The following is a 25,947-nucleotide window of genomic DNA, read 5'->3' as shown; positions in this document are numbered from 1 at the left end:
ATAGCGACTAACCTATTCTGTTTTTAGGTAGTAATATATGAATGCTATATGATAGAACTCCTCGACTTTTTTGATAATCCCATTGTGGTTAGAGTCACTAAGCTACTCCTATGGGTACTCTTCATTGTGCTGGTAATAGGTTTTTTAAGGAAACTTTTAAAAAAGCGAATAAGCGACCTATCCATACGGTACAAAGCCCAAAAAGGAGTGGAGGTAATTGGATATCTACTCATCGGCATCTTGGTATTGATATCCTTTACGGTAGATAACATAGAGAATTACACTGTTATTATTGGTCTTTTTACCGCGGGAATCACCTTTACCTTGCAGGAGCTTATACTGAGTATAGCAGGTTCTTTTTATATCTTTTTTGTGCGTGTCTATAAACCAGGGGATCGTATAGAAATCAATGGGATTAAAGGCGATGTTATTGACATAGATAGTATTTATACCACCCTAATGGAAATGGGCGAATGGGTAAGTAGTGATAATTATTCTGGTAGAATTATAAAAATAAGCAATGCTTTTGTTTTTAAAGGCCCCATAAAGAACTACTCCATGGATTTCCCCTTTATTTGGGATGAACTGGATATACTAATAACCTTTGATTCCGATGTGGAATTGGCGAAAAAAATAATGTTAGATACTGCAACCAGTTTGCTTTCGGAATATACAGCAAGCTCAATGGCCAAATGGGAGGAAATGGTAGCCCACTATTATATTGAAAACGCTACCCTAGAACCCACCTTGGCATTACGCATAACCGATAATTGGATTGCATTAAACCTAAGGTATATTACCGATTATAAATTGAGGAGAGTCACAAAAAACAAACTATTTCACCACATATCACAAGCCGTTTCGGCCACAGACGGCAAGGTCAACCTAGCATCGACCACCTTACAATTGCTGAAAATACCCGAATTGGAAGTGAATCTGAAAAAATAGTTTGATAAACCTAATATAAAATATCAAGAAGTAACAGCATGAAATTACTGGTATATAGTGCTAAAGAATTTGAGATTCCATTTTTGGAAGCTGCCAACAAGGGTACCTATAAGGTATTCTATTGTAGGGAAGCTTTGGATATAAACACCGCCATTAAAGCTGTTGGTTATAAAACAATCTCTATATTTTCTGGGGATAGCCCTTCCCTTGTGGTATTGGAGAAATTGTGGGATTTAGGTGTGCGCCATATTACCCTCCGTTCTACTGGGCATAACAACATCCAAATCCACACCGCAAAACGCTTAGGGTTTAAAGTGGCCAATGTTCCAAGCTATTCTCCCTACGCCATTGCAGAACATGCTACTACCTTGCTTTTGGCATTGAATAGAAAAATTTTTTTGGCAAATTCCAGGACCAAAATCTACAATTTTGCTCAACAGGATTTAATGGGCTTTGATCTTCATGGTAAAACGATGGGAATTATTGGTACGGGGAATATTGGGAGTATTATGGTAAAGATTATGAACGGATTTGGCTGTCATATTTTAGCCAACGATCTAAGTCCTAATTCTAACCTAGTTGCTACCTACGGCGTACGCTATGTGGGTTTAGAGGAGCTATATTCCAATTCGGATATCATCAGTTTACATGTACCACTTACCCAAGAGACCCACTATCTAATTGATGAAGCTGCCTTAAACATCATGAAAAACGGGGTGGTGTTACTCAATACCGCTCGAGGCGCAGTAGTAAAGACCAATGCATTGATACACGCCTTAGAAAATCACTTAATTGGAGCCTACGGTGCCGATGTGTACGAAAAGGAAAAAGGCACTTTCTATAGGGACAATTCCAAAACCGGAATTAAGGATGAACAACTTAAAAAACTGCTTTCCTTTTCCAATGTATTGCTTACCCCACATCAGGGCTTTATAACTAGGGAGGCACTGAGTAATATTGCCGAAACTACCTTTTATAATTTGGACTGCTGGGCCAAGGGAGTAAACAGTGAAAACGAATTGGGATGGGAGGCCAGTATCTTATAAAACGGGACTAAAAACCTTTCCAAACCCTTCTTTTAACTTTTCGGTCCAAGGCCTGCTCACATATTCTTGGTAAGAAAGCATTCTACTTATATTGGCATCTTTAAGAAAATCGTTACGAAGCATCTTTGCAAATTCACGATCATAGATAATGGCATTTACCTCATAGTTTTGTTCAAAGCTTCGCACGTCCAGATTAGCTGTCCCAACAGTAGAAACAGTATCGTCACTTACCATGATTTTACTGTGCAGGAATCCCTCCGGAAAAAGATAGATTTTAATACCGGATTTTAGCATGGCCTCAAAATAGGAACGCACGCTCCAACCAACAATTTTGCCATCAACCTTTTCCGATAGCATAAGACGAACATCTACCCCGCTTCGGGCTGCAGTCTGCAAAGCCTGCATAATTGCTTGCCCCGGAATAATATAGGGATTGGTTATGTAGAGATAGTCTTTAGCCATATTGATCATCGCAAAAATGGCTTGTTCCATCGCAGGGAAATCGTCATCGGCCCCCCCAGAAACAATTTGCACCATAGTATTTTCCCCAGTAGTGGCCTCCGATGGAAGCCTAGGAATGGGTTCAATGGTAGTCTGACTTACCAGGTACCAATCCATCGAAAAAAGATAATTTAAGTGGCTTGCCGCCTCCCCTTCTATTTTAAGATGCATATCGTGCCAATTGCCCAAGGCTAAATCTCCTTTTAAGTATTTGTCGGAAATATTAATTCCTCCCGTAAAGGCAACCTTTCCATCTACCACTATAATTTTACGATGGTTTCTATAATTGAGGGACGATAGGAATCGTCCAAATTTAAAAGGCAAAAAGGGAATCACCTCAACACCAATGGCTATTAATTTTTTCCGATATGCCTTACTCAATGAAAAACTGCCTATTCCGTCATAAATCAGTCTTATTTTAACCCCTTGGGCAATTTTCTTCTCAAAGAGTGCTAACAACTGATTGGCAAGTTCCCCATCCTCAAAAATATAATATTGTAGGTGTATCTGTTTTTTGGCAAGCTCAAGTGCCTGAAAAATAGCTTCAAAAGTCGTTTTCCCATCCTTTAAAAGCTGTAAGCGATTATGAGGGGTTGGAGGAAATTGGGAGTTTTTATACACCAACGTCATCATTTTTTTATACTCGCCATCAAAGGACTCCATCTGTGCCGTGGAAGGTTTGGGCAGGTTTAAAAAGGCCTTTTTTCTTAGTTTGAAGAGCTTATTCTTTCGTCTATTCCTTCCCAATAAAAGGTATAGTAAAATACCACCCACAGGAACAGTAAAAATGGCCAAGAGCCATGCCAAAGTTCTGGAAGGCCTAGCCCCATGTAACAAAACACTTATTACAATGATGACGGCAAAAAAGAGGTAGCCTACAATAAGGAGCAAAAACCACATAGCACTAGTTATTTATTCAAGGTAAAATATATTACCATAAAAATCAGATAAATACGGCTGCTATTTGCTTCAAATGGCGTTCTACGTTTTGGTGGCAAAGGCATCCTCTAAATAAAGGATTCCTTTAATTGGGCAGGAATCAATTAAACACATAGCCCAGCAACCAATAGAGAATAATAAATACTACGATAGCCCCTATACAACCGCATTTACCTCCCCCAAGTTTTTTTGCGCCCCAACCGGCTAACAAGGCTCTTATGATATTTTTCATTTTATGTGCGTTAAAATTAAAAGTTGTTTTCTTCTAAGTTCAATTCCAATACTAGCTTTTGGATGATATCATTTATATCTTCGGCTTGTGCTTGTAAAATTGCACCGGTAGTATCTGGCAGGTTTTTGTGATTCAATACCTCTTGGTACTTCTTAATTAGGTCTTTTTCCCTTAGTAATATCAATCGGTCTACTTCTATAGCAGTAAGATTTCTACTGCCCACGGTGGCGGCAACCCCATCATAAATACAAGGTGAATCTTTTTTAAGTTTATATACGCCTCCCTCCTTAACCGCTACAATCTCTTCCCTCAAGTTTTTTTCGAACTCCTTTCTTTGTGCCGCCTGCTGCATGAAGAAAATACGTTTACGTTCCAGTTCCTCTGTAAGGGACATCTCTTCATATGCTTCCTTGGAGGCAACTAACTCACATAGGAGCTCTTCCAATGTGGTAACCCAGTGTGCGCTATCCGTTTCCATTGTGTATCGATTAAAAGGTTATTATTTATATCCGTATTACAGGAATGTATTTCTTAGCCATTGGTAGTAAACCCTGGATAACACGTCATACCCCCATCTACAAAAATGGTGGTACCATTGATATATTCGGATTCATCGGAAGCCAACCAACTTGCAACACTTCCAATATCCTCTGGAATCCCAATTCTCTTATAGGGTATAAGTTTCAGCATGGTCTCTGCACCCTCCTTAGAACTCCATACGTCCTTGTTGATATCCGTTTTAATAGCTCCAGGAGCAATACTATTACATCGAATTTTTTCTGGTCCATATTCTTGACAGATACTCTCCATCAACATTAATAATCCGCCTTTGGAAGCGGCATAATTGGCATGCCCCGCCCAAGGGATAACCTCGTGTACGGAACTCATGTGTATAATTTTGCCCAGGGATTTGGAAAACTCTTTTCTAAAGCCCCTTCTTTTAAATTCGATGATAGACTCCCTAGCACAGAGGAATTGTCCGGTAAGATTAACATCCAACACTTTTTTCCAATCGGTTAAGGGCATTTCGTGGAGGGGGTGATCTAGTTGGATTCCCGCATTGGCAACACAAACATCTACCGTTCCAAAATGGGAAACTGTCTTTTTAAACATAGCCTTCACCTCCTTTTCCTCACTTACGTCGCATTTAAAAACGATTGCTTCTCCGCAATCGGAATTATCATTTATCCAGTGAGCCAATTCCTCGGCTTCTTTTTTACCAGAATGATAGTTAACTACAACATTCCCACCTTCCATCCCCATGGCCATCGCAACTGCTTTCCCAATACCCGAACTAGCACCTGTAACAATACAGGTCTGATTCACTAAGCGTCCATTTGGCTTTTGCATGACTATGTTTTATATAAATTTAAAGAAAATACTCTTAAAATAAGACCACCTATTACCTTTGAGGGAATGATTAAACCGATAGAGGTAAAAATCACAGCTAAAAAAAGGATTGGGATTAAAAGCAGTGGGCCCCAATAGTTAGTTATCCCTTAAGGTACCGATAAAAAATACCCCGATGCAAGCAAGGGGGTACTTTTGATTATGGCAGCACTTTTTATTGATTCATTGGAACATAGGCCAGTCGTTGTCCGCCTACCGAAACATCGGCCATTAGGCCTTTTTTGGGCAGTACAAACACCACCACACCATTTTTATAATTGGCATTAGCCGCAACGCCTTTTTCTAAGGCAATTGCTTTGGCTTCCGCGGAAAATTCATACTTTCCCTCCTTAAAGTGTTTCAGGGCCTCCTCGGTTTCAAAAAAGATTATTTCCGTAAAAGTCTGTCCGCCTGCTTGTAGACCTACATCCAATTTTTTAAGGTTAGCCATTCCAATCAGGGTACCATTTTCATACACTGCCCCATTTCCGGAAGCTCCTCCCACAATAAAGGCCCCTTCCCCAACATTTGGGAAGATTACGTAGCCTGAGGCATTGTTGAAATATTGATCTATGCCTACATTCATTTTTTCCGCGTGCATTTTTGCTTTTTCCGCGGCATCTATAACTTTTTGATCTTTTTCATTCTGTGCAAAGACCCCAAAGGTCATCATGATGATCACCAAAGTGATAGCTGATTTTAAAACTTTCATATCATATAGATTTAAATTAATATTCATTTAAAAGGGTGGTAAGTGTTCTCTAACTACTTTCAATTCACCCCTTCACTATTCAAACTTAAAGAGTTGAATAACAATCCATTAACCCAAACAGTTAAAGTTTTAATGTTTTTGGAAACCCTTCTTATTCTAAATACCCAATAAACTTTATTTCCTTTCAAAACTGCAGCCTGATAAAAATTAAATGATGCCTCATCAGAAAAAAAATCAAAAGGATCAAGAAAAACTGTTTTAAAAGCATTGAGAAAAATATTATTTACATTAACTTGAAATCTAATCCACCTCTATAATTGTATATATATGGCTTCAGGTTTTTTTGCTTTACTAGATGATATTGCGAGTTTAATGGACGATGTAGGAGCAATGAGCAAAATAGCCGGTAAGAAAACCGCCGGCATTTTGGGAGATGATCTGGCGGTAAACGCCGAAAAAGCTTCAGGTTTTGTTTCCTCTAGGGAAATTCCTGTATTATGGGCCATAACCAAAGGTTCCTTAATAAATAAAGTGATTATTTTACCGGTTGCCTTTGCTTTAAGTGCTTTTTTACCTGTTGCGGTAACCGTAATATTACTATTAGGCGGACTCTATTTAGCCTATGAGGGAGCAGAAAAAATTCATGAATACCTCTTTCATCGGGAACATGGGAAAAAAGTAGCGGTAGAACAGAAACTCACCAAAGAAGAAATCCTAGCATTGGAAAAGGACAAGATTAAATCGGCCATCCTTACCGACTTTATTCTCTCCGTAGAAATTGTAATTATCGCCCTGGGAACGGTAGTAAATCAGACCATCACCATCCAGATCATGGTAGTCTCCATCATTGCTTTAATAGCCACGGTAGGCGTGTATGGTATTGTAGCCCTGATTGTTAGAATGGACGATTTTGGGTTTAAACTCATTGCTATGACCGAGGAGGATGACAGTATTTCTGATAAGATAGGGCAGTTTTTGGTAAACGCCCTTCCCATTGTGATTAGGAGCCTATCCGTAATTGGCACCATAGCCCTATTATTGGTTTCTGGAGGCATCTTTATGCACAATTTGGAGTTCCTGCACCATTGGTTTTCTGGCATCCCCTCCCTTCTGGGCGAATTTATTGTGGGGTTGATCGTAGGCACACTCTGCCTCCTAGTTGTTATACCAATAAAAAAACTGGTGAAGGGATAGAGAATTAGATCATTAGTTTCTCTTAGCCAAAAGCTCCCCTAATCCATACATTATCAAGATTTATCCAACGCCACCGTCAGCCCCATTGCAATAAAGACCACTCCGGCGATTATATCTATCCACCCATTGGCTTTTGGATTGGCCATTAATTTTTTGGATAAGGTGCCAGAAAAATAGGTAAGGGTTAGGCACCATACTACCCCAATAATGGCATAAGATACGCCCAACAATACAAACGGAATGGGATTTTTTAACTCATTGGGATTTATGAACTGCGGAAAAAATGCTAAAAAAAATAGGGCGACTTTCGGATTAAAGGTATTAGTAACCAAGCCAGCGATAAAACTCTGTTTTTTGCTAGGCTTACCTACCACAGAAGGCTTCCCCATTGACTTTTCTTTTTTGGAAATGAAATTGGAAATTCCAAGATAAATCAGGTAAGCAGCCCCCAAGTACTTTATCAAGGAAAAGGCCATGGCCGATTGTGCAATTAAAATAGAAAGTCCCAGGGCTGCAAACACAGTATGTACCAACACCCCAGAATTTATTCCGAGTGAGGCATAGAAGCCTGCTTTTCTCCCTTGGGTAATGGACTTATTCAAAATAAAGACCGTATCCAAGCCTGGGGTCATCACAAAAAATAAAGCGGTGAGCAAAAATGCCAAGAAATTTTCGATTCCCATACCAATCAATTTTATAGGTCCATAAAATGAACTGGTAAAAGTATTGAAATTTAGCTTCCTAACACCCTCTAGTCAGCAGGGTTTATTTATGGAAAATCTCCCCCCTATCTAATCGTATTTTCCAAAATTATGATCGACGGGCCACTTGTAAGCCATTTTTTTCCTAAACCTGTAGTATCCCCTGCTGGGGTAAAGTACACAAAGGATCCCAAAGCCAAATCCAAATCCCCATCCCCATCCATATCCTCTGCATCCATAACAATCCACCGCCCCTTGGTGGCTTGGGGGAAGGAATAGTCCTTAAATTCCAAATTCCCCTTGTTCTCCAAATAAACAAAGCTCTCCTCGGGGGTACCAGAATAATCCGGAAAGAACGATATGGCCGCTATATCGAGATCACCATCAAGGTCAAAATCCCGTGCCAAGGCCTTATAAGCCCCATTTAAGGGATAAAAGTAAGCTTGTTTAAACTGAAGGTCTCCCTGGTTGAGAAATATGTAAATTCCGTGATAATTTTTAAGGAAGGGGGTCTTGTCTGCGTTATCTCCGCAGACGTAGAGGATATCATCTAATCCATCATTATTGAAATCGACCACCTCCATATACTGTGAACCAAATAAGGGCATAAAGGACAAGAGTCTTTTTTCCAAAAACGTTCCGTCCCCATGATTCTCATAATAGAATACCCCCTCATCGCCCTGTGCCATAAGAACCATTATATCATTAAAACCGTCCCCATTCATATCTTTTATTACGGCTTTTATAGCTCCTGGTCTCGAATTCAAAAGCTGTTTTCTATATCCCTTTTTCCCCTCATTGATGTAAGTGACCAATCTACCAGTATGGTTCCCAAACTCACAGGCTACTATATCTTCCAAGCCATTGTTATTTAAATCCCCAAAGGCCATGTATACGGGACGTTGCATGCTATCCAAGACTTTTTCCGATCTATTGAAATGTTCCCCTGGTTTAGTAGAAGATATCCGCAGCAAGCTTCCCTCTGCCGCATCATTTGGAAAAATACTTTTCCCTGCAGTGGTCACATATAGGGCATCGTCTTTTTCATGATATTGTACGGTACTTGCTTTTAGCCCTACCACATAGTCTTTTTCCAATTTGGAGTTAAGAAAAGTGAGGTTGTTGGTGTGTTGTTTACCATCGGCATAGACTATGCCCCTCCCCTTAGATCTAATTTTCACCATTGTTGTTAAGGGGGGGCGTTGTGCAAACGCTACTTCTCGAAATTTAAAATGTGGCAATCCCATGCTAATTTCCTTGGAATAGGAAAGGGAAGGCATTTCATCTGGAGCATTCTCTAAATAATAATCCACAATCCTATCCCAGTCGGCCTTCGCCATCATGGGGGTATCGGGAAAAACTCCGGCCCTCTCTACCCGTTCGCCTCCGTTGTCCATTGCCAATAGGCTATCGCGCTGATGCGCCCCTTGATAAATTCCCAGTCGGAATGCCATAGCGGGAAGTACATCCTCTTTCCAACTGAATTTTGGCAAACTATCCGGAGGCACCAAAAGATGGCAACTGGCGCAATGAATATGTGCCAATTCCTTCCCCGATAGCTGGGAAACAGGTATCTCAGGGTTTTCTATTTCTAGTACCCCTTTCTTCCTTTCCGAACAAGAAATAAGGAAAAGGAGCATAAGACCTAAAAACACATATTCCTTCATACCCGAACCTATTTAACCATCCAATTAGGCAGTTAGGAACCATTGGACAGAACCAAAATAGTATTTAAAAATGAATACCTCCACTCGGAAGGGATGAAATACTTTATCTCGTTTAATTTTTGCTATTGATGGTGAAAAGAAGGCCTTTTATGGAGAAGGGTTTGCAAATCAAAACCCTAATTTGCCTTGTGGTTATGGTAGAAGCTACACCATTCTACTAAGAAGTACCGTGGCAAGCCCCCATAAAATAAGGCTTAGAATTCCCCCTACAATAAAGAAATGTCTAAACTTATAGTTTCCAACTCCGTATATCAGGGTATTGGTTTGATATCCAACGGGAGTAAAAAAGCTAAAGTTAGCCGCGAATAAAACGGCCATAATAAAAGGTTTATAGTCTAGTTGTAGGCCTTGAGCTACAGCTATGGCAATGGGTGTCATTATAATGGCGGTGGCATTGTTGCTAATTACCCCACTCATCACCATGGTTACAAAAAACAGGGTTCCAATACTCACCATTTCGGATTGCCCCCCTAGGAATCCTAAAAGTTGTTGGGATATCCATAAATCTGCCCCACTATTATTCATGGCAATCCCCAACGGAATCATTCCGGCGAGCAAAAAGAATATTTGCCAATTCACTTTTTTATAAACCCGATCTAAGTCGAGATTATTGGTCAGTAGCAACAGTCCCACTCCAAATAGCGCGCTCATTAATATGGACAATATTCCCGTTCCGGCCAAAACCACTACCATAAGAAGCACCGCTAAAGAGAAGTATTTCTTTTTGGGAGCAGGTTCCTCCGGTCTGTCAAGCTGCTGAAGTAGCACAATATTTTCTATGGAATCCAAGGCCTGTATATTTTGTCTACTTACATCTACCAACAACCTATCTCCTGCTTTAAGTACCAGTTTATCATCGCTACTCCGTACGGTCCTATCTCTAATATGGGTAAGTGATTTTCCTTTCCTAATAGCAATGGGCAACACATCTTGCTGCATAAATCCCCTTAAATTCCCCAAGGTTTTCCCCAACAACGCCGCCCCTGGCAACATCAGCAGCTCCACAAAAATGCGTTCGTCCAACTGTGGGGTCTCATCATCCTCCTCCTGCTTAGGCTCTTCTGAGGGCATCCAATGGGGATCCTCATTTATTCCTAGGTGCTGTGATTCATTCAGTTTAGAAAGGTTATTTATATCGCACATCAGCAGGAGTTCATCGTTCGCTTTAAGTGTAATATATTTTCCTGGAGCATTATGCATACGGTTGTCACGTATTAACTGCAGTAGGGATATTTCTGGGTTGTCGTAGAGGAATGTGTCTTCAATCTTTTTATCTACCAAATTGGATTCACTATTAATTCGGACGCTGGTAATATATTCTCCAATGCTGTATTCCTCATTTAAATTTAAATCCTTATCCCATGGCAACCACCGTAACGCTATTGTAAGGTAAAGAACAGAAACGCCCAAAAATATTAACCCCAGTATGCTAAACTCGAAAAATCCCAAGGAAGGTGCCCCTAAATCCTTTGCTACCGAATTAACGATTAAATTTGTGGAGGTGCCCATAAGGGTACAGGATCCCCCCAAGATACCGGCAAATGAAATAGGCAACAACAATTTGGATTTGGGTACCTTAAACCGTTGAGACAACTGATTAAGTATCTTTATAAAAACAATCACTACCGCCGTAGTACTGATAAAGGCCGATATACTAGCGGTCACCACCATAAACAAAGGTGCCATCACGTAAACGGAAAGTCCCTTGATCCTTACCAGGCCCGAAGTAAGCCAAGCAACCACGCCATTTTCCTCCATAGCAATAGCCAATATCATTAAGGCTAACACGGCAATGGTAGCGCTATTTGAAAATCCGCTAACGGCTTCCTCAGGAGTTATTATTCCTAAGAGGGCTAGGGAAACAATAATAAAAAAGGCGATTTTATCTACGGGGAATATCTCTAGGGCGAATAACAAAATTACCGTCACCAGTACTAGAAACACTTGTATAATTTCTACTGTCATCCCAAATAAAATTAGCAAGGGGAGCAAACTCAATTAATAAATTACATAAAATATGTTTATGATTTAATACCCACCTATCTTAAATTATGAAATTGTCCCCTTAGTTTGCCTATGGGCATGCAACGGGCTTTAGATTAAGCAGCTATAAGCTTTTTACACTCCTCCATACACTCTAAACAGGAATTGGCACATTCTTGGCAATGGGAATGCTTATGTTGCCCACACTGCTCCGCACACCATTCACATACCTCTGCACATAATCTACAATACTCCTTGGAGAATCTGCTGTCTGCCGTTAAGAACTTCACCACGGCTGAACAAGCTTCTATACAGAGGATACAGCATTTAGGACAATCGTTTTTACTTTCCAGTCCGGCCATTTGGAGCAAGCAATACTCACAATCCTGAATACACTTATAACAGGCTTCCAAACAATCTGAATAATCTTTTTTCATACGTACATGTTTTTAGAGTTTAGCTTAAAGTTATAGAATCTTCTATTCCATTAAGTTCTCTATCACCTAATTTATAGACGCAAATGGTCCTCCGCTTTCCTTAGGGTTTTGGCCATGGGCCCCAACGCCTAAACGCACTCCCTAGACGGCCACTTAAAAGCTGTCCATGCCCCTTTTAACCCTGTTTAGGGCCCTCCCAATCATAGCCGTTGTAGCCTGTTAAATAATTATGATTTCAGTATCTTTATCCTTTTAAGGATAAACCTTATTAAGTAAATTTACCCCAAATACCAGTTATGAAAAATACCATTTCCCATAGGGTGGCCGATTTTCTAAAAAGTTATCCACCGTTCAATCTTTTGGGAAAATCCGACCTTTTGGCCTTATCGGAGCAAATTATCATTATCTATAAGGATAAGGATAGTCCGGTTTTTTTGGAGAACGATAAGCCACACCCGCACTTTTACGTTGTAAACAAAGGCGCTATTGCGTTGAGAGTAAGCAGTGAAAAAAGCATGGTTGACCTCTGTGACGAAGGCGATATTTTTGGGCTTAGACCCTTAATGGCTTCGGAAAATTATAAAATGGAGGCCAGGGCGAAGGAGGAAAGTATTATATATGCTATTCCCATAGATATTTTTAAACCCTATGCCCTCCAGAATCATAAGGTGGGCGATTATTTGATAGCCAGCTTTGCATCAAATACTAGGAATCCCTATTCGGAAAGTCATCGTGGCAGACTATATGAAGAGTTATTAGACCCGGTTGCACCACATACCCCCTTAATGGACTTACAGACGGTGACCTATTCCAAAAAACTGATCAGTTGTCGTGAAGACACCCCCGTGAATGAGGTGGCAGAAAAAATGACTAAAAACAAGGTGGGGGCCATGGTAGTCTTAAAAAACAAATTGCCCATTGGGATCATCACAGACAGGGACCTGCGCAACAATATTGTTACGGGAAAATATCCTATTACGGTTGAAGCCTCCAAAATAATGGTGTCCCCTGTCACCACCTTCACCAAACACCTTACCATCACGCAGGCACAAATGGCTATGATGAAAGATAATATTAGTCATTTATGTATCACTAAGGACGGCACGCCAAATACCAAGGCTGTTGGGATATTGTCTAAGCACGACATTATGGTGGCCATGGGGAATAATCCTGTGGTATTGATTAAAGCCATTAAGCGGGCCAAGAAAATAAAGTCCATTAAGCGCCTACGGAAAAGTATTGACCATTTACTATCTGGATATTTGGAACAGAATATCCCAATGACCCTCACCTCAAAAATCATTACCGAACTAAACGATGTATGTATTAAGCAGGTTATAAAGCTTTCTTTGAAAGAAATGCCCAGCAAGCCCCCGGTTAAATTTACCTGGCTCTCGCTAGGAAGTCAGGGACGTAGTGAGCAATTACTACAAACCGATCAGGATAATGCCCTGGTATTTGAAAATGTCCCTGAGGAAGACCTTCAGGAAACCACCGATTATTTTCTAAAACTGGCTAAAATAATTAACAAGGGGCTGTTCGATATTGGATATGATTATTGTCCCGCAGAGATGATGGCCTCCAATCCCAATTGGTGTCATAGCCTTGATGAATGGAAGGCGAAAGTAACCCAATGGATCACTAATCCCGGATCTGATGAGGTGTTGCTTTCCTCTATATTTTTTGATTACAATGTTACCTACGGAAATAAGGCCTTGGCCGACGAATTGTCTGAGCATATTTTTGAAATCACCCAGAAATATCCCCTTTTCTATCTTCATTTGGCCAGTGGAGCCCTCCAGAACCCTTCTCCTACCGGTTTTTTTAGGCAGGTATTATTGGAAGCCGATGGAGAACACAAGGACACCTTCGATTTAAAACGGAGAGCCCTAATGCCGCTGACCGATGCAGCCAGAGTACTTATCCTATCCCATTCCGTAAAAAACGTAAACAATACTTTTGAACGATTTGATAAATTGGCCCAGTTGGAACCCAATAATAAGGAAACCTTTTTGGCCTGTTCCCACGCTACCAAGGCCCTACTAAAATTTAGGACCAAACAGGGGCTGATGCATAACGATTCTGGAAGGTATATTGCCATAGAGCAACTAAACAAGGAGGAGCGGATAAAACTGAAGCGGACCTTTAAGACCATTAGGGATATTCAGGAGTTGATCAGTGTACGTTTCAAAGTCTCAAATTTAATGCGATGATTAATTTCTTTAGAAAAAAACCGGTTTCGCACCCTAAGTATTGGGAGGATTATGTACAGAGTTTTGAGCAAAAGCTGCCCACGGAGCTACATGAAATCCGATTTGTAGTTTTGGATACGGAAACTACGGGCTTTGATTATATCCATGACCGTATCCTTTCCATAGGGGCACTTACCCTTCAAAATCAATCTATCTTGGTATCGGAAGGCTTGGAACTCTACTTGGAGCAGGAGCATTACAATACTGATAGCATCAAAATCCATGGTATTTTAAAAAGTGAGAATATATACCGGATAAGTGAGGAGGAGGCCATGCAACAACTATTGGGGTATTTAGGGAACGCGGTAATCATAGCGCATCATGCGGTTTTCGATATGAATATGATTAATAAGGCATTGGAGAGAATGGGACTTCCTAAACTAAAAAACTTGGTTATGGACACTTCCAATTTATATAAAAGCACCCTGTTAACCTCCAACCTCATCAAAAAAAAGGAACACTATTCCTTGGACGAGTTGGCAGAGAAATTTGATATATCGCGGAAAGATAGGCATACCGCCATGGGGGATGCCTATATTACCGCTATTGCCTTTTTAAAAATAAAATCGCGCCTCAAGGAAAAAGGCGTTTTAAGACTAAAAGACCTTTTAAAAATTGGGTAAGGTTCCCTAAGACCTCGTGGATAGATAATTGAGTACGTTGCGCTCTATCCGCTCCTGGATATTAGAGATATCCCCTTTTATAAATTTCTCACCTGTAATATTTTCGAACAATTCTATATATCGTTCGGAAACCGATTCTATATACGCATCAGACATTTCGGGAACTACCTGTCCTTCTAGGCCTTGGAAATTATTAGAGATTAACCATTGCCTAACAAACTCTTTGGACAATTGTTTTTGTACTTCTCCCTTATCCTGTCTTTCCTGATATCCATCCGCATAGAAATAACGGGATGAATCCGGTGTATGGATTTCATCGATCAATACAATTTCTCCTTCCTTGGTCTTCCCAAATTCGTATTTGGTATCTACAAGAATAAGCCCTCTTTTGGCAGCTATCTCCGTCCCTCTTTCAAAAAGGGCACGGGTATATTTTTCCAATTGTACATACTCTTCTTCACTTACAATTCCCCGTTCCAGAATTTCTTCCCTAGAAATATCCTCATCGTGGTCGCCCATCTCTGCTTTGGTGGCCGGGGTAAGTATAGGAGTGGGGAATTTATCGTTCTCCTTCATCCCATCGGGCATGGCAACGCCGCACAATTCCCTTTTTCCCTTTGCATATTCCCTAGCTGCGTGTCCGGACAAGTATCCACGGATAACCATCTCTACTTTATAAGGCTCGCAGGCGTGACCTACGGCCACATTGGGATCTGGAGTAGCCATTAGCCAATTGGGTACTATATCGGCCGTATCGGCCATCATTTTGGTGGCTATCTGGTTTAGGATTTGCCCTTTATAGGGGATGCCTTTTGGCATCACCACATCAAAGGCAGACAGTCTGTCCGTAGCAACCATCACCATTAAATCGTCTTCCAGGGTATATACTTCCCTCACCTTTCCCTTATAGACCGACTTCTGACCTGGGAATTTAAAATTTGTATTAATTATTGTATTGCTCATCAAGAAAAATCAATTATTGTGCTCAATTCCTTTATAGGCATCTATCACCTTTTTCACCAATTTATGTCTAATCACATCCTTATCGTCCAAATAAATCACCTTTATTCCGTCTACGTTCTGCAACACCAACAAGGCCTCTTTTAGTCCGGAAACATACCGCCTTGGTAAATCTATTTGCCCTGGATCCCCATTGATCAGAAATTTGGCATGCTTCCCCATTCTAGTAAGAAACATTTTCATTTGGGCATGGGTAGTATTTTGTGCCTCGTCCAAAATTACAAAGGCATGGTCCAAGGTACGCCCCCTCATAAATGCCATGGGCGCTATCTGTATGGTGCCATTTTCCAAATAATGGGCCAATTTCTCAGGAGCTATCATATCCCTAAGGGCGTCGTACAACGGCTGCATATACGGATCTAATTTCTCCTTCATATCTCCAGGTAGGAAACCTAAATTCTCTCCGGCCTCTACCGCTGGCCTGGTCAAAATAATCCGTTTCACCTGTTTCTCCTTCAATGCCCTTACGGCAAGCGCTACCCCCGTATAGGTTTTCCCGGTTCCGGCGGGGCCTACGGCAAAAACCATATCGTTTGCATTTACGGCATCTACCAATTTTCGCTGATTGGAGGTCACCGCACGAATTAGTCGGCCTTGGGTACCGTGGACCAATACCTCCCCACTAGCCTTGGAAGATTCCACTTCCTCCTGGCCATTAGCAGTGAGTAATCGTTCTATACTATTTACATCAAGCTTATTGAATTTGGCGTAATGTGAGGTTAGCATATCAAATCTGCGATCAAACTCATCCAATTGCGCCTCATCACCGTACACCTTGATCTTATTGCCACGGGCAACGATTTTCAGCTTCGGAAAATGCTTTTTCAACAAATCAATATTCTCATTGTTTTGTCCAAAAAATTCCCTTGGGCCGATATCCGTAAGTTCTATGATAAGTTCGTTCAAAAATTAGGTATATTAGAAAGGATTAGAAATAAATTTAATATTTTGGTTCGATAATAATTTGTGTAATTTTGTGACACAAAATTAAGTAAAAAACTACTCACCAAACAAAAACATATCAACAGTCCTCTATGCCTATAATTACATTAACTACAGATTTTGGATATAAAGATCATTTTGTAGGGGCCATTAAGGGAACAATTTACAAAGAACTGGGAGATCCCAAGATTGTTGATATCTCACATGCCATATCCCCTTTTAACATTCAGGAGTGTGCCTATATCCTTAAAAACTCCTATAAAAATTTCCCTGACGGAAGTATCCATATTGTAGGGATCGATTCTGAACTATCCCCTGAAAATCAGCATATAGCGGCATTTGTAGACAACCATTATTTTATCATGGCCAACAATGGGGTTATAGGTCTGATAACTTCCGAGATAGTACCAGAAAAGGTAGTGGAAATTCAGTTACCCAACTCGGTGGATGGTCCGTTTCCGGTATTGGACGTTTTTGTGAAGACTGCCTGCCATATTGCAAGAGGTGGTAAATTGGAAGTGATAGGAAGGGATTTTAAGAATTTAAAAGACCTTAGGGATGTTAAGCCTAGGCTATCTGCCGATGGCAATACCCTCTCTGGAAGTGTAATCTATATAGACAACTACGGCAATATAGTTACTAATATAGAGAAAAACGATTTTCTACTCTACGGAAAAGGGAGGCCTTTTACTGTGTCTGTCCGCAATAAACGCATTAGACAGATACACCGTAAATATGGTGAAATTGTGGATTACAATCAAGAAAGGGAAAAACGCAAAACCCCGGGGGAGCTTCTCGCCTTGTTTAATACCGCTGGATATTTGGAAATTGCGATCTATAAGAGCGACCTCAATACCGTGGGTGGCGCCTCTACCCTATTAGGGTTGGATTATAGGGATACCATAGCCATTGATTTTGAATAAGCCCCTGCCCTATGATGGTGAGAATCGTAAAATTAACCTTTAAGTCCGAAAACATTACTAGTTTTAAATCCCTCTTTGAAAAGCACCGGATAGCTATGCAAAAGGTGGAGGGATGTACGATTTTGGAGTTGCTTCAGGACGTAGAAGACCCACGTATTTTTTTCACTCATAGCCATTGGAAAAGCAAGGCCCATTTGGAGGCGTATAGAAAATCGGAATATTTTGGCCAAATTTGGAAAATGACCAAGTTGCTTTTTGAGGAAAAACCGGAAGCATGGTCTTTGGAAAAACAATAACAAAACCCTAATTGAACCGCATGATCGCAATTTTTAAAAGAGAAATCCAGTCGTTCTTCACCTCTCCCATAGGGTATTTGGTGATTGGACTGTTCTTGGTACTAAATGGACTATTCCTTTGGGTTTTTAAAAGCCCTTATAACCTCTTTGATTACGGGTTTGCAGATATGGGACTATTTTTCCTTCTTGCTCCTTGGGTATTTTTATTCCTAATTCCCGCAATTACCATGAAGAGCTTTTCCGAAGAAAAGAAAATGGGCACCTTAGAATTGCTTTTTATAAAGCCAATATCCCTGATGAATTTAGTGATGGGAAAATTTCTAGGGACCTTTTTATTGTCCGTGATCGCTATCATTCCCACCCTCCTCTACGTATATACCATTTCAGAATTGGGTACCACCGTGGGTAATTTGGATCTAGGAATGGTTTTGGGATCCTATTTTGGGTTGTTATTCCTTATCGCCAGCTATACGGCAATAGGATTATTTGCCTCTACCCTATCGGAAAATCAGATTGTGGCTTTTATCTTAGCCATGGTACTAAGTTTTTTAATTTTTTACGGCTTTGAAGGAATCGCGGAAACCATCCCTTCAGGGAATTGGCACTTATTGATAAAAAAAATAGGGATGAAAGCCCATTTTGATAGTATCGCGCGCGGGGTGCTAGACACTCGGGATATTGTATACTTTATAGGTCTTTGCGCGTTCTTTTTATTCCTAACCATGAATCAGCTAAAAAATCAAACTAGATAATGGGAAACAGCTTGCTATCCATTTTAAAGGCATTGTTAGTGCTGATTTTGTTTAATGTCCTAGGGAATATTTTCTACACCCGGGCAGATCTTACGGAAGACAAAAGGTATACCCTATCTCAACCTGCCATAGAAGCCGTGAAAAAATTTAATGCCCCGGTGATTATAGACATTCTACTAGAGGGGAATTTACCCCCGGAGTTCTTGAGGTTACGGGACGAAACCCGACAATTACTGGAAGAATATGTTTCTAAGAACAAGCACCTAAAATTTGCGTTTGTAGACCCTATGGAGGATGCCCCCTCTACGGAAGCGATGATTGGGGAACTACAAGGTTTGGGACTTACTCCCACTCAGGTAACCGTGGAACAGGGTGGAAAGGTCTCGCAAGAAATTATATTTCCATGGGCCATTGTTACTTACGGAACTAAATCCGTAAAAGTTCCCCTTCTAAAAAATAAATTGGGAGCTAGTTCCGAGGAGCGGGTTAACAATTCCGTTCAGCACTTGGAATATGCCTTTGCCAACGCCTTTACCCAATTAAATTTGACCGATAAAAAGCGGGTTGCCGTTATTAAGGGCAATGGACAGCTAGAGGATATTTTCATGGCAGATTACCTCACCACCATCCGGGACTATTACAATATTGGGGCCATTACCTTAGATTCTGTTGCCAGCAATCCACAAGGAGTATTAGATCAGTTGCGCGACTTTGACCTGGCACTAATTGCTAAACCTACGGAAGCCTTCACCGATGAAGAGAAGTTTATTTTAGACCAATATATTACCGGAGGAGGAAAATCCCTATGGCTTATAGATCAGGTAGCCATGGAAATGGATAGCCTTTACAATGAACAGGGCACGGCCCTGGCCTTTCCCCGACAATTGAATTTGGACGATTTTTTCTTTCGATATGGACTTAGGTTGAATGCCAATCTAATTAATGATTTCTATGCCACCCAGATAGTAATGGCCACCGGGGAAGGAAATGACTCCCAGTACAACCCGGTACCTTGGCACTACCACCCCATGGTTATCTCCAAAAACGATCATTCCATCAACACCAATTTGGAAGCGCTACGGTTCCAGTTTGCAGGATCTATAGATACCCTTTCCAGTTCGTATAACAAGCATATATTACTGGAAAGCTCCCCCTATTCCAAGGCAGAGGGTGCTCCTAGACAAATTAGCTTGGAAATAATTAATAGTATACCCAGTATAGAAAACTATGAAACGGGCCATATACCCTTGGCGGTTTTGGTAGAAGGGGAATTTAACTCCACTTTTACCAATAGGGTAAAACCTATTGCCCTAGAGAAGGTGTTGGACAAGGGACCCCAAAATAAGATGATCGTTATTTCGGATGGTGACCTAATTAAGAACCAAATTCGCAACGGAAGACCGTTGGAATTGGGGTATGACAAGTGGACAAATAACTATTATGGCAACAAAGAATTCCTGATTAATTGCCTTAATTACCTTTTAGACGATAATGGACTTATAAACATTCGTACAAAGAAAGTAGCGATACCATTTTTGGACGAGGTGAAAATTAGTGAGCAAAAAACCAAATGGCAGCTGATTAATATTGGCCTGCCACTGGTTTTGACCCTTTTGTTTGGATGGGCAATTAACGCTTTTAGACGCAAAAAATACAGCCGATAAGTGTTAATAAGTTTCTTTCCATAAAAAGGACATTTAAAATATCTTTGTTTTTGAGTGAGATGCAAGGAATTCTGCTGATATTAGCCTTATTATCCTAATGGAAAATATGAACTAAAGGTTCCTTAAAAATAAATAAGAGACACATGAAATTTATAGTATCTAGTACCTATTTACTAAAACAGCTCCAAATTTTAGGAGGGGTTATCAACAACAGTAATACCCTACCTATTCTGGACAATTTTCTTTTTGATCTAAAACAAAGCGAACTTACCGTTTCCGCCTCAGATCTAGAAACCACCATGAGTTCCGTTTTGGAGGTAGACTCGGACAATGAGGGAACCATTGCGGTACCAGCAAAACTATTGTTAGAGATTTTAAGGACCTTTCCAGAGCAACCTTTAACTTTTGTTGTGGAAGACAACAACACGGTAGAAATCAGCTCTAACCACGGTAAATATGCGTTGGCCTATGCGGATGGATCAGAATTTCCAAAATCCGTAGAACTGACTAATCCTTCTTCTACCACTATTATGGGTGATGTGTTGGCCACTGCCATCAACAAAACCATTTTTGCTGCGGGCAATGACGACCTTAGGCCGGTAATGAGCGGGGTGTTTTTTCAATTTTCTCCGGAAAGCCTAACTTTTGTAGCTACGGATGCTCATAAATTGGTAAAATACCAACGTACCGATATTACGGCTTCCAAGGTGGCCGAGTTTATTATGCCGAAAAAACCATTGAATCTTTTAAAAGGGATCTTGGCTGGTAGCGAGACCGATGTATTGATAGAATACAACGAGAGCAACGCCAAGTTCAGCTTTGAAAATACGGTTTTGATCTGTAGGCTAATCGATGGGAAATACCCCAATTACGAGGCGGTAATTCCAAAGGAAAATCCAAACAAACTATCTATCTCTAGAACCCAGATTTTGAGTTCGGTTAGAAGGGTATCTATTTTCTCTAACAAGACCACGCATCAAATTCGATTAAAAATAGCAGGAGCGGAATTAAATATTTCTGCCGAGGATATAGATTACAGCAACAAGGCGGAAGAGCGTTTAACTTGCTCCTACCAAGGAGACGATATGCAAATTGGATTCAACTCCCGTTTCTTGGTAGAAATGTTGAACAACCTCACTTCCGATGATGTACAGTTAGAAATGAGCCTACCTAATAGAGCAGGTATCCTTACCCCTATAGACGGTTTGGATGAAGGCGAAATGGTCACTATGTTAGTGATGCCGGTAATGCTGAATAGCTAATACATTACACCGAATATCACCATATAAAAAATCCGCATTGTTCTCAATGCGGATTTTTTTATGGTTCATTTCTTAAACAAACTTAATACTCAACGGGTAATAAGGATCCTCCCCATTAGAAACTTTAATGGCATTGACAATGGGAAATATAAGGCAAAGGAGTCCTACTGCAATAATACCCAGGAATCCCAATCCACATAATAAGATTAGAGGAATACATGCCAAGGCATATAGGATCATACTAATCTGAAAGTTTACAATGGCCTTGCCATGCTCGTCCATATCTATTACACTGTCCCGTTTTGTAAGCCATAACACCAAGGGGACAATAAATCCGCCAAAGCCGGTTACAAGGTCTAATAGCTGACTTAAATGGGTGATGATCAATAATTGTTTATTCTCTACTTTCATTCAATATAATTCTTAATGGGACACTATACATATACATAAAGCCTAAAGGAAAGAGTTAGGTATAGAAAATGGGTTCCAAAACCTCATAATTTGTAATAACCAACACAAGCTGTACTTCCTAGTAACGACCTCTAGTAATGGTAAGACGAGGAGTGCTACTTAATGTTACAAATATGGATCGGAAATTTTATACGTCAGGGTACTTATTGTTTTTTATATAGTTTCTCCAGTTTCAATTCATTTACACGTATATTGTTATGGAGCTTTGCTATCTTATTGTTCAGGTTCTTAATATCCACGGGAGACAATTTCCCTTTCCTTTCCCCCTTGCTAATGCTGGCTTCTATTTTTTCGATTTTTTTAAGGTCCTTTGCAATCGCCTTTTTTCTAGATTCTATTTGGGAAACAATTTTCTCTTTGCTCTTTATGGACTTTTCTGCCTTACGCCTAGCTTTTTCCGCTTTCTTGGTGTCCCTTTCTGCTTTTGCTATACGCTGTTCTATACTCTTTGCTTCTTTTAGCCGCTCCTTTTCCAATTTCTGTTTCAACTTTATTTCCTCAGCAGTGGGTACAGGAAGCGTTTTAGGCTCTTGTGCAAAGGAGAAATTAAAACAAGCCAGTAATAAGAGGAAACCGAGGAATTTTATAGTTCTCATGTTCTATTTTTTTATCAGGGCAGTTTAAGGAAACATACCTCGTATTTATAGTACCAGAATAAATGGACGGCATACCAATAATAAGGGATAATCATCAAGTATTCTATTATAGTAAATTTACCTATTTATTCCCTGCCTTTAGTGAAAAAACCCATAATTAACACTCCCTCTAAATTCCTTTTTTACAAATGCACTGATAGCTATCCGTAGTCCTATTTTTTATAGGTGGGAGGCAACATTTACCCAATAAAAACACCTACTTGTATAGCCCCCACTTCATTCGCTTGGGTTGTCCCAATAAATTGTATTTTTGCAACAAATTAAAGGGGTATAACAAGCTCCCTGTATTATGAGCCCAATAGGGACACTTAGAATCTGATTCATGACGAACAACGACAATATTATTGCCTTGGCCACTGCCTCCGGAGCGGGTGCCATTGCGGTTATCCGTATTTCTGGAAAGGATGCCATTTCCATAACCAACCCCCTTTTTAGATCCATTCACGGTAAGGATTTAAAAAAGCAAAGGAGTCACACTATTCATTTGGGGCATATTGTGGATAAGGGAAAGGTATTGGACGAGGTGTTGGTATCGGTATTCAAAGGCCCTAATTCCTATACGGGCGAGGACGTTATAGAAATCTCCTGTCACGGTTCCCCTTATATTCAGCAACAGATCATTCAGCTCTTTCTACGGAATGGTTGCCGATCTGCCCAGGCCGGGGAATTTACCCTGCGTGCCTTCCTACACGGAAAAATGGATTTGAGTCAGGCAGAGGCCGTGGCAGACCTAATCGCTTCCGATAATGAGGCCAGTCATCAGATAGCTATGCAACAGATGCGGGGCGGATTTAGCAACGAAATAGAAAAACTACGACAAGAGTTACTCAATTTTGCTTCCCTTATAGAATTGGAACTCGATTTTGCAGAGGAGGATGTGGAGTTTGCCGATCGGAGTGAGTTTAAAGAATTGCTTAGCAAGATCCAGGAGGTATTAAAACGATTAATTGATTCCTTTGCGGTGGGGAACGTCATAAAAAATGGAATTCCCATCGCCATTGTAGGAGAGCCCAACGTAGGAAAGTCTACCCTCTTAAATGCGCTGTTGAATGAGGAACGCGCCATTGTAAGTGATATTGCAGGTACTACTAGGGACACCATAGAAGACGAAATTAATATTGGAGGTGTTGGATTCCGTTTTATAGATACTGCGGGAATTAGGGATACTAAGGATGTTGTGGAGAGTATAGGTATCCAGAAAACTTTTGAGAAAATTGCCCAGGCCCAGGTAGTAGTGTTGTTGGTAGATGCCTATGAAATGGCGTCCGATCCAGACAAACTAAGATCTAGCACGGTAGAATTGGAAAAAATAAAAAACAGGTATCCCCAAAAACCATTGTTGGTCATTGCCAATAAGGTAGACAGGCTGAAGGCGGAAGAAATAGAGGCTTTAAAAGCACAAATTTCCGAGCTTTACCTTTTATCGGCCAAAACCGGATTGGGTGTTGAGGAATTGAAAGAACGCTTATTGGAGTTTGTAAACACCGGTGCGTTGCGAAACAGTGAAACCATCGTCACCAATACTAGGCACTACAACGCCCTTATAAAAGCTTTGGAAGAGATTGAGAAGGTACAGTTTGGAATGGACGAGGAAACCCCCAGCGATTTGTTAGCCATTGATATAAGGGAAGCCCTTTACCACTTAGGGGAAATCACCGGACAAGTGACCAACGACGAATTGTTGGGCAACATTTTTGCTAATTTCTGTATCGGCAAATAGACATTCATTTTATTTGATATCATATAATATCATTTGACTGCAAATAGCTGGAAATCAAAAGATTGTTAATAACTCGATAGATTTTATTTTCCTATACTTATGTAATAATTGTACTTTTATTGTGTCTCATGTGTGTCGCTTCTTCTATTTATAAGACGAGACACAAAAAAATGTGTCGCTATGATGAAAGTTCACTTAAGGAAGAAGAAATTAAAAACTGGGAGACAGAGCCTTTATTTAGAGTTTTATAAAGGAGTTAAAACTCTTAGCAATGGAAAGGTTAAGCACCTAAGGAATTACGAATACTTACAACTCTATTTAATAGAGGATCCTAAAACGACGGCTGAAAAGAAAAAGAATCAAGAACAACTTGAATTGGCCGAACAAATATTGGCCATTAGAAAAGCCGAAGTCTATCAAGGAAGGTATAACCTTAAAAACGACACCAAAGGAAAAGTTGGTTTATTAGACTTTTATGTCCAGAAGAAAGAGGAACGCTACCAGTCCAAAGGAAATTATGACAATTGGGATGCTGCCCAGAAACATTTGGAGGCCTATTGCTCCCCTTCTATTACCTTAGACGATATTGATCTTGATTTTATAAAAGGGTACAAGAAATACCTAGATACCGTTGCTGTTACCCAGAGTAATAAGAAGTTATCCCAAAACACCAAGAATGCGTACTACAATAAATTTAAGGCTTGTTTAAATGCCGCTTTTGAAGAGGGATATCTCAATGAGAATTACATTAAGAAAGTCAAAGGTTTTTCAGCCGCTGAGTCCACACGAGAATACCTCACCTCCGATGAACTCCAAAAACTATCCAAGACCCCCTGCCCTATTCCTTTATTAAAACGCGCTTTTCTCTTTTCCACCTTATCGGGGATACGTTGGTCTGATATTAATAAGCTAAAGTGGTCCGAGGTCCGCGATGAGGGGGTGGACAATTCCGGGAATTTTATATTCCGCATTGTCTTTCAGCAAAAGAAAACCGAAGGGGTGGAATACTTATATATCTCACAACAGGCTAGGGAGCTTTTAGGGGAACGCAGAGGCCCCAATGACCGCGTATTCAAAGGTCTAAAATATAGTGCCCATATGAACCTCCAACTCCTCCGTTGGTGTATGTTTGCCGGCATCCACAAGCACATCACCTTCCATTCCGCCAGGCATACCAATGCGGTGCTATTACTGGAAAATGGTGCGGATATCTATACCGTCTCCAAACGTCTTGGTCACCGTGAAATACGAACTACGGAAATCTATGCCAAAATCATTGACAAGAAGATGAAGGAAGCCGCGAACTTACTTCCTAAGTTGAATTTGGATTTGATGTAACACTCGTTTAAGGTTACAATATCACGTGCTCATAGTTTAGGGTTTTTCAAGTCCATGCGCTTTTCGATCTCATCTATTCAATATTTTCCGCAATATCGCTTGTTTATAAACATCTGATTGTTAATTGCTTTCCAATAATCCACTGGATGTTTTGGGAAATAAGAGCTATGTTAGTTACCGATAAAATGAGGGTATAGTAACTTGTTGTTATATATATAT

At 40.4% G+C, this 25,947-nt stretch carries 25 protein-coding genes; 12 read left to right on the top strand and 13 right to left on the bottom strand.

What is annotated here, in order from left to right; all coding sequences use genetic code 11:
* Positions 1-48: 48 nt before the first annotated feature.
* Both F1E73_RS06475 and F1E73_RS06470 read left to right on the top strand, forming a co-directional pair.
* Positions 49-948, top strand: coding sequence for a mechanosensitive ion channel family protein (locus F1E73_RS06475; protein WP_150451460.1), 900 nt, complete (start codon positions 49-51; stop codon positions 946-948).
* Positions 949-986: 38 nt separating this feature from the next.
* On the top strand, positions 987-1,994 hold the full coding sequence (locus F1E73_RS06470) for a 2-hydroxyacid dehydrogenase (protein WP_086478112.1): 1,008 nt from the start codon (positions 987-989) through the stop codon (positions 1,992-1,994).
* Here F1E73_RS06470 and cls read toward each other — a convergent pair.
* From cls to F1E73_RS06450, 5 genes are all read right to left on the bottom strand, one after another.
* Entirely contained in the window at positions 1,989-3,395 is a 1,407-nt protein-coding gene (gene cls / locus F1E73_RS06465; protein ID WP_150451459.1) for a cardiolipin synthase, read from the bottom strand. The two genes, F1E73_RS06470 and cls, sit on opposite strands and share 6 nt — an antisense overlap.
* 139 nt (positions 3,396-3,534) lie before the next feature.
* On the bottom strand, positions 3,535-3,666 hold the full coding sequence (locus tag F1E73_RS18005; RefSeq protein ID WP_262483080.1) for a hypothetical protein: 132 nt from the start codon (positions 3,664-3,666) through the stop codon (positions 3,535-3,537).
* A 16-nt stretch (positions 3,667-3,682) separates the two neighbouring features.
* The gene (locus tag F1E73_RS06460) at positions 3,683-4,144 is read right to left on the bottom strand and encodes a hypothetical protein (protein ID WP_150451458.1); all 462 of its coding nucleotides are present in this window, start codon (positions 4,142-4,144) and stop codon (positions 3,683-3,685) included.
* Between the two features lie 53 nt (positions 4,145-4,197).
* Positions 4,198-5,016: an SDR family oxidoreductase gene (locus tag F1E73_RS06455; RefSeq protein WP_150451457.1), complete on the bottom strand. Its 819-nt coding sequence runs from the start codon at positions 5,014-5,016 to the stop codon at positions 4,198-4,200.
* Positions 5,017-5,230: 214 nt separating this feature from the next.
* The gene (locus F1E73_RS06450) at positions 5,231-5,767 is read right to left on the bottom strand and encodes a lipid-binding SYLF domain-containing protein (protein ID WP_150451456.1); all 537 of its coding nucleotides are present in this window, start codon (positions 5,765-5,767) and stop codon (positions 5,231-5,233) included.
* A 327-nt stretch (positions 5,768-6,094) separates the two neighbouring features.
* Between F1E73_RS06450 and F1E73_RS06445 the strand changes: the two genes are divergently transcribed.
* Entirely contained in the window at positions 6,095-6,961 is an 867-nt protein-coding gene (locus F1E73_RS06445) for a DUF808 domain-containing protein (protein WP_086478108.1), read from the top strand.
* 53 nt (positions 6,962-7,014) lie between these two features.
* Here F1E73_RS06445 and F1E73_RS06440 read toward each other — a convergent pair whose 3' ends face one another.
* The 4 genes from F1E73_RS06440 to F1E73_RS06425 all read right to left on the bottom strand — a co-directional run bounded on the left by F1E73_RS06440 (position 7,015) and on the right by F1E73_RS06425 (position 11,809).
* The gene (locus tag F1E73_RS06440; RefSeq protein ID WP_150451455.1) at positions 7,015-7,644 is read right to left on the bottom strand and encodes a LysE family translocator; all 630 of its coding nucleotides are present in this window, start codon (positions 7,642-7,644) and stop codon (positions 7,015-7,017) included.
* 104 nt (positions 7,645-7,748) lie between these two features.
* A complete protein-coding gene (locus tag F1E73_RS06435) occupies positions 7,749-9,329 on the bottom strand; it encodes an FG-GAP repeat domain-containing protein (RefSeq protein WP_150451454.1) in 1,581 nt (526 codons plus the stop codon).
* 204 nt (positions 9,330-9,533) lie between these two features.
* Entirely contained in the window at positions 9,534-11,354 is a 1,821-nt protein-coding gene (locus F1E73_RS06430; protein ID WP_086478105.1) for an SLC13 family permease, read from the bottom strand.
* 134 nt (positions 11,355-11,488) lie between these two features.
* On the bottom strand, positions 11,489-11,809 hold the full coding sequence (locus F1E73_RS06425) for a four-helix bundle copper-binding protein (protein ID WP_086478104.1): 321 nt from the start codon (positions 11,807-11,809) through the stop codon (positions 11,489-11,491).
* 296 nt (positions 11,810-12,105) lie between these two features.
* On the opposite strand from F1E73_RS06425, the gene F1E73_RS06420 reads away from it, so the two are divergent.
* Together F1E73_RS06420 and F1E73_RS06415 are read left to right on the top strand one after the other, a co-directional pair.
* Positions 12,106-14,022, top strand: coding sequence for a DUF294 nucleotidyltransferase-like domain-containing protein (locus F1E73_RS06420; RefSeq protein WP_086478103.1), 1,917 nt, complete (start codon positions 12,106-12,108; stop codon positions 14,020-14,022).
* On the top strand, positions 14,019-14,684 hold the full coding sequence (locus F1E73_RS06415; protein ID WP_150451453.1) for a 3'-5' exonuclease: 666 nt from the start codon (positions 14,019-14,021) through the stop codon (positions 14,682-14,684). Before F1E73_RS06420 ends, F1E73_RS06415 begins: the two co-directional genes overlap by 4 nt.
* Before the next feature lie 6 nt (positions 14,685-14,690).
* Here the strand turns inward: F1E73_RS06415 and F1E73_RS06410 are convergent, their stop codons facing one another.
* Together F1E73_RS06410 and F1E73_RS06405 are read right to left on the bottom strand one after the other, a co-directional pair.
* Positions 14,691-15,647 (bottom strand): phosphoribosylaminoimidazolesuccinocarboxamide synthase, encoded by a 957-nt coding sequence (locus F1E73_RS06410; RefSeq protein WP_150451452.1) that lies wholly within the window; start codon positions 15,645-15,647, stop codon positions 14,691-14,693.
* Positions 15,648-15,656: 9 nt separating this feature from the next.
* Entirely contained in the window at positions 15,657-16,610 is a 954-nt protein-coding gene (locus F1E73_RS06405) for a PhoH family protein (RefSeq protein ID WP_086478100.1), read from the bottom strand.
* A gap of 128 nt (positions 16,611-16,738) precedes the next feature.
* Here F1E73_RS06405 and F1E73_RS06400 point away from each other — a divergent pair, with 128 nt between their 5' ends.
* The 5 genes from F1E73_RS06400 to dnaN all read left to right on the top strand — a co-directional run bounded on the left by F1E73_RS06400 (position 16,739) and on the right by dnaN (position 21,543).
* Positions 16,739-17,569, top strand: coding sequence for an SAM hydrolase/SAM-dependent halogenase family protein (locus tag F1E73_RS06400; protein ID WP_150451451.1), 831 nt, complete (start codon positions 16,739-16,741; stop codon positions 17,567-17,569).
* A gap of 11 nt (positions 17,570-17,580) precedes the next feature.
* Positions 17,581-17,865 carry a putative quinol monooxygenase gene (locus tag F1E73_RS06395; RefSeq protein WP_150451450.1) on the top strand — a complete coding sequence of 95 codons (285 nt, stop codon included), beginning with the start codon at positions 17,581-17,583 and terminating at the stop codon, positions 17,863-17,865.
* A 20-nt stretch (positions 17,866-17,885) separates the two neighbouring features.
* Complete coding sequence (gene gldF, locus F1E73_RS17585; protein ID WP_176328522.1) at positions 17,886-18,617, top strand: gliding motility-associated ABC transporter permease subunit GldF; 732 nt, start codon at positions 17,886-17,888, stop codon at positions 18,615-18,617.
* Positions 18,617-20,281, top strand: a complete 1,665-nt coding sequence (gene gldG / locus F1E73_RS06390) for a gliding motility-associated ABC transporter substrate-binding protein GldG (protein WP_191088992.1) — start codon at positions 18,617-18,619, stop codon at positions 20,279-20,281. Before gldF ends, gldG begins: the two co-directional genes overlap by 1 nt.
* Before the next feature lie 143 nt (positions 20,282-20,424).
* Positions 20,425-21,543 carry a DNA polymerase III subunit beta gene (dnaN, locus tag F1E73_RS06385; protein WP_086478097.1) on the top strand — a complete coding sequence of 373 codons (1,119 nt, stop codon included), beginning with the start codon at positions 20,425-20,427 and terminating at the stop codon, positions 21,541-21,543.
* A 72-nt stretch (positions 21,544-21,615) separates the two neighbouring features.
* On the opposite strand, the gene F1E73_RS06380 is transcribed toward dnaN, so the two are convergent.
* The gene (locus tag F1E73_RS06380) at positions 21,616-21,954 is read right to left on the bottom strand and encodes a DUF4870 domain-containing protein (protein ID WP_086478096.1); all 339 of its coding nucleotides are present in this window, start codon (positions 21,952-21,954) and stop codon (positions 21,616-21,618) included.
* A gap of 203 nt (positions 21,955-22,157) precedes the next feature.
* The gene (locus F1E73_RS06375) at positions 22,158-22,610 is read right to left on the bottom strand and encodes a hypothetical protein (protein ID WP_086478095.1); all 453 of its coding nucleotides are present in this window, start codon (positions 22,608-22,610) and stop codon (positions 22,158-22,160) included.
* A 382-nt stretch (positions 22,611-22,992) separates the two neighbouring features.
* Between F1E73_RS06375 and mnmE the strand changes: the two genes are divergently transcribed.
* Positions 22,993-24,390 carry a tRNA uridine-5-carboxymethylaminomethyl(34) synthesis GTPase MnmE gene (mnmE, locus tag F1E73_RS06370; protein WP_086478094.1) on the top strand — a complete coding sequence of 466 codons (1,398 nt, stop codon included), beginning with the start codon at positions 22,993-22,995 and terminating at the stop codon, positions 24,388-24,390.
* A gap of 183 nt (positions 24,391-24,573) precedes the next feature.
* Positions 24,574-25,728 (top strand): site-specific integrase, encoded by a 1,155-nt coding sequence (locus tag F1E73_RS06365; RefSeq protein ID WP_086478093.1) that lies wholly within the window; start codon positions 24,574-24,576, stop codon positions 25,726-25,728.
* Positions 25,729-25,947 lie beyond the last annotated feature (219 nt).

The sequence above is a fragment of the Arenibacter lacus genome, assembly GCF_008711145.1.
In the GTDB taxonomy this organism is placed as follows: Bacteria; Bacteroidota; Bacteroidia; order Flavobacteriales; family Flavobacteriaceae; genus Arenibacter; species Arenibacter amylolyticus.
This window is presented reverse-complemented; position numbering and strand designations above follow the sequence as displayed.

Excerpts from the sequence above, each read along its gene's own strand:
- F1E73_RS06425 (WP_086478104.1), bottom strand. The coding sequence starts at position 11,809 with ATGAAAAAAGATTATTCAGATTGTTTGGAAGCCTGTTATAAGTGTATT.
- F1E73_RS06430 (WP_086478105.1), bottom strand. The coding sequence starts at position 11,354 with ATGACAGTAGAAATTATACAAGTGTTTCTAGTACTGGTGACGGTAATT.
- F1E73_RS06375 (WP_086478095.1), bottom strand. The coding sequence starts at position 22,610 with ATGAGAACTATAAAATTCCTCGGTTTCCTCTTATTACTGGCTTGTTTT.
- F1E73_RS06475 (WP_150451460.1), top strand. The coding sequence starts at position 49 with ATGATAGAACTCCTCGACTTTTTTGATAATCCCATTGTGGTTAGAGTC.
- F1E73_RS06460 (WP_150451458.1), bottom strand. The coding sequence starts at position 4,144 with ATGGAAACGGATAGCGCACACTGGGTTACCACATTGGAAGAGCTCCTA.
- mnmE (WP_086478094.1), top strand. The coding sequence starts at position 22,993 with ATGACGAACAACGACAATATTATTGCCTTGGCCACTGCCTCCGGAGCG.
- F1E73_RS06440 (WP_150451455.1), bottom strand. The coding sequence starts at position 7,644 with ATGGGAATCGAAAATTTCTTGGCATTTTTGCTCACCGCTTTATTTTTT.
- F1E73_RS06470 (WP_086478112.1), top strand. The coding sequence starts at position 987 with ATGAAATTACTGGTATATAGTGCTAAAGAATTTGAGATTCCATTTTTG.
- gldG (WP_191088992.1), top strand. The coding sequence starts at position 18,617 with ATGGGAAACAGCTTGCTATCCATTTTAAAGGCATTGTTAGTGCTGATT.
- F1E73_RS06445 (WP_086478108.1), top strand. The coding sequence starts at position 6,095 with ATGGCTTCAGGTTTTTTTGCTTTACTAGATGATATTGCGAGTTTAATG.
- F1E73_RS06410 (WP_150451452.1), bottom strand. The coding sequence starts at position 15,647 with ATGAGCAATACAATAATTAATACAAATTTTAAATTCCCAGGTCAGAAG.
- F1E73_RS06420 (WP_086478103.1), top strand. The coding sequence starts at position 12,106 with ATGAAAAATACCATTTCCCATAGGGTGGCCGATTTTCTAAAAAGTTAT.
- F1E73_RS06415 (WP_150451453.1), top strand. The coding sequence starts at position 14,019 with ATGATTAATTTCTTTAGAAAAAAACCGGTTTCGCACCCTAAGTATTGG.
- F1E73_RS06365 (WP_086478093.1), top strand. The coding sequence starts at position 24,574 with ATGAAAGTTCACTTAAGGAAGAAGAAATTAAAAACTGGGAGACAGAGC.
- dnaN (WP_086478097.1), top strand. The coding sequence starts at position 20,425 with ATGAAATTTATAGTATCTAGTACCTATTTACTAAAACAGCTCCAAATT.
- F1E73_RS06380 (WP_086478096.1), bottom strand. The coding sequence starts at position 21,954 with ATGAAAGTAGAGAATAAACAATTATTGATCATCACCCATTTAAGTCAG.
- F1E73_RS06450 (WP_150451456.1), bottom strand. The coding sequence starts at position 5,767 with ATGAAAGTTTTAAAATCAGCTATCACTTTGGTGATCATCATGATGACC.
- F1E73_RS18005 (WP_262483080.1), bottom strand. The coding sequence starts at position 3,666 with ATGAAAAATATCATAAGAGCCTTGTTAGCCGGTTGGGGCGCAAAAAAA.
- gldF (WP_176328522.1), top strand. The coding sequence starts at position 17,886 with ATGATCGCAATTTTTAAAAGAGAAATCCAGTCGTTCTTCACCTCTCCC.
- F1E73_RS06400 (WP_150451451.1), top strand. The coding sequence starts at position 16,739 with ATGCCTATAATTACATTAACTACAGATTTTGGATATAAAGATCATTTT.
- F1E73_RS06435 (WP_150451454.1), bottom strand. The coding sequence starts at position 9,329 with ATGAAGGAATATGTGTTTTTAGGTCTTATGCTCCTTTTCCTTATTTCT.
- F1E73_RS06395 (WP_150451450.1), top strand. The coding sequence starts at position 17,581 with ATGATGGTGAGAATCGTAAAATTAACCTTTAAGTCCGAAAACATTACT.
- F1E73_RS06455 (WP_150451457.1), bottom strand. The coding sequence starts at position 5,016 with ATGCAAAAGCCAAATGGACGCTTAGTGAATCAGACCTGTATTGTTACA.
- cls (WP_150451459.1), bottom strand. The coding sequence starts at position 3,395 with ATGTGGTTTTTGCTCCTTATTGTAGGCTACCTCTTTTTTGCCGTCATC.